This window comes from Mycobacterium sp. E136 (assembly GCF_001666865.1).
Classification (GTDB): domain Bacteria; phylum Actinomycetota; class Actinomycetes; order Mycobacteriales; family Mycobacteriaceae; genus Mycobacterium.
On the sequence record NZ_LZJE01000360.1, the window covers coordinates 1 to 2,735 of the forward strand.

At 69.3% G+C, this 2,735-nt stretch carries 5 protein-coding genes and 1 pseudogene; 4 read left to right on the top strand and 2 right to left on the bottom strand.

Annotated features, from left to right (window positions below):
- Positions 1-348 (top strand): annotated as a pseudogene (locus tag A5698_RS29165) (TetR/AcrR family transcriptional regulator); the annotation flags it as partial.
- 3 nt (positions 349-351) lie between these two features.
- On the opposite strand, the gene A5698_RS24610 reads toward A5698_RS29165, so the two are convergent.
- Positions 352-546 (bottom strand): hypothetical protein, encoded by a 195-nt coding sequence (locus A5698_RS24610; protein ID WP_068302365.1) that lies wholly within the window; start codon positions 544-546, stop codon positions 352-354.
- A gap of 19 nt (positions 547-565) precedes the next feature.
- Here A5698_RS24610 and A5698_RS24615 point away from each other — a divergent pair, with 19 nt between their 5' ends.
- The 3 genes from A5698_RS24615 (at position 566) to A5698_RS24625 (ending at position 2,359) form a co-directional block, all read left to right on the top strand.
- Positions 566-943 (top strand): DUF488 domain-containing protein, encoded by a 378-nt coding sequence (locus tag A5698_RS24615; protein ID WP_068302368.1) that lies wholly within the window; start codon positions 566-568, stop codon positions 941-943.
- 32 nt (positions 944-975) lie between these two features.
- On the top strand, positions 976-1,671 hold the full coding sequence (locus A5698_RS24620; protein WP_068302371.1) for an Ntn hydrolase family protein: 696 nt from the start codon (positions 976-978) through the stop codon (positions 1,669-1,671).
- Between the two features lie 64 nt (positions 1,672-1,735).
- Positions 1,736-2,359, top strand: coding sequence for a GNAT family N-acetyltransferase (locus A5698_RS24625; RefSeq protein WP_068302374.1), 624 nt, complete (start codon positions 1,736-1,738; stop codon positions 2,357-2,359).
- Between the two features lie 3 nt (positions 2,360-2,362).
- On the opposite strand, the gene A5698_RS24630 is transcribed toward A5698_RS24625, so the two are convergent.
- Positions 2,363-2,735: acyl-CoA dehydrogenase family protein (locus tag A5698_RS24630; protein WP_286144544.1), on the bottom strand; the 373-nt coding region annotated here is incomplete at its 5' end.

Genomic DNA, 2,735 nt, shown 5'->3' on the forward strand with positions numbered 1-2,735 from the left:
TGGAGCGCCGCCAGATGGTGCACCCGGCAGCTGCCCGCCGATCCCGCCGAGGCCGTGGCGGCGATGTGGGCGAACCTGAGGCGACCCGACCTACGCCCCTTCGAGCGGCTGTTCTTCGAGTGCTACGCGCGGGGCGCACAGGGCGAGCAACCGTTCGCGCAGATGCTGCCCGGCGCGGTCGTGGACTGGCTCGCCCACCTGAGCGGAGCGGACGATCCCGCGATGATGCGGCTGGGCCTGGCCGTGGCCCGCGGGCTGCTGCTGGACCTCGTCGCCACCGAGGATCTCGACGGCGTCGACGCCGCGGCCGCCGCGTTCGCCGACCTCATCCGTGCGCGCCGGCGTTGAGGTTCAGTCCTCGCTGCTTCGGCGCTCGCCGATGAACGCCAGCAGCCGGGGATCGTCGGAGGTGAAGACGTCGACCTCCTCGCCGCCGTCGCAGCGCAGCAGCGCGACGGTCACGCTGCCTTCCCGTCGCGCCCGCACCTCCCAGATCGCGCCCGAATCCTGCCAACGCTGCAGATCCGCCACTCGGTCAACCGGCATGCCCCTACCATCTCACCGCATGGGTGGCCGCCCAAGTGTCCCAAGTGTCGATGTCGCGCGGGTCTACGACCCGCCGGGTGAACGGGACGGCGTCCGGGTCCTGGTGGACCGGTTGTGGCCGAGGGGTTTCCGCAAGGACGATCCGCGGATCGGCCGGTGGCTGCCGTCGGTCGCGCCGTCGACCGAGCTGCGGCGCTGGTATTCGCACCAGCCCGAACGGTTCGACGAGTTCGTCGCCCGCTACACCGTCGAACTTCAGGCCGAAGCCGGTGCGCAGGCGCTGGACGAACTTCGCGCCTTGCTGGCGCAAGGGCCTGTGACGCTGGTGACCGCCACCCGTGACGTCGGGCTGAGCAATGCCGCGGTGCTACGGGACCTGCTGATGCGGCAGGCGTGAGACGATCGCCTCATGCTGCCGGAGCCCTCGCGATGACCGTCGTTCTCGCCATTCGTTGCGCCGACGGGGTCGTGGTGGCCTCGGACTCGCAGATCACCGATCCCGAGCGGGGGCTGAGCTATCCGGCCCAGAAGCTGCACCCCCTCGGCGACCACGCCGCGTGGGGCGGCAGCGGTTCGCGTGCGGTGCTCTACGACCTCGAGCAGATCTTCGACAACGAACCGGACGCGATCGTGGAGGCTCCCGACATCGGCCACGCGCTGCAGGGTCGCGTCCTGCCAGTGCTCAAGCGCCACTACGAGAACTTCATCGAGGACGTTCCCGCCGGGAAGCCGGGCGCCACACCGGCGACCTACGTCCTGGCGGCGGGCTACGCGAACGGGAAGCCGTTCATCGTCGACATCGATCCGCACGGCCTCATCGGCCACTACGAGGAGATCGGCTTCCACGCGGTGGGCAGCGGATCGCCGATGGCCCAGCAGGCCCACGCGCTGCTCGCGCACTTCGGAATGACCGAACGTGGCGTCGACTACGGCGTGGTGGCCGCGCTGCGGGTGCTCGACGCGCTGGACGCGTCGTCACCCAGCGTCGGTGCGCCGATGGACATCTGCCGGATCACACCCGACGGGGCGAGGCATTTCGACGAGGAGGCGGTCGCCGAGGTCCGACGCAACGTGCAGCGGTGGACCGAACTCGAACAGAAGGCGCTCGACGACCTGTTCGCATGACGGCACCAGCGGCGGGGTAGGAAGGTAAGTCTTGCCTTAGTCGGTCCGGTAGGCTCGGCGGGCGATGACCGAGATCGACGATGCACCCTCGCCGGTACTTCCGCGGGAGCTGACGGACATTACCGATGCGGTGCGTGAGGTCGCGGCACCGCCAACGCCGGTCCTCGCCGAGCCGTATCTCATCCGGTTGGCCGATCCGGATGCGGACGCGGAGATGGTGTCGGAATGGATGAACCGCCCTCACCTGGTCGAGGCGTGGGAGTACGACTGGCCGCCGCAGCGGTGGCACCGGTATCTGAGCGCCCAGCTGGCGGGTGAATACTCCCGGCCGTTCGTCGGTTTCTTCCGCGGCCAGCCGTTCGTCTACATCGAGCTGTACCGGGCCGCCAAGGATTCGATCGCGCCGCGGTACGACGCGGAGCCTCACGACATCGGGATGCACGCGGCGATCGCCGAGCTGCGGTTCGTCAACCGCGGTATCGCGCCGATCCTGTTGCCGCGCTTGACCGCCAACATCTTCGAGCTCGATCCGCAGTGCCGTCGCATCATGTTCGACCCGGACCACAGGAACAAGGGCGCGCGCGACGTCTGCGAACACGCCGGCTGTACTTTCCTGGGCGAGCACGACATGTCGAACCGGCGCATGGCGCTGTACGCGCTGCCGCGCACGCCCGCCGACGCGCCGTAGCCCTCAGGGCAGCTGGTCGAACTCCGCGTAACCGTTGTGGTCGGGCTTCATGCCGGCGGCGACCAGCTCCCACAGCACCTCGTCGGTGCCTCCACCGACGCGGGCCAGTTTCATGTCGCGCCACCATCTTCCGAGCGGTGTCTCGTCGACGAGGTAGCCGGAGCCGCCGAAGAGGTGCATGCATTCGTTCATCACCTCTTCGCCGAGGCGCGCGGCGTTGGCCTTCATCGCGGCGGCGGTGCGCAGGTCGAGCTTGCCGGTCGCAGCGATGCCGTCCAGCGCATACCGCAGCATGTCGACGCGCGCCTGCAGGTCGGCCATCCGCAGCCGCAACGCCTGGTGCTCCCACAGCGAGCTGCCGAATTGGCGGCGAACC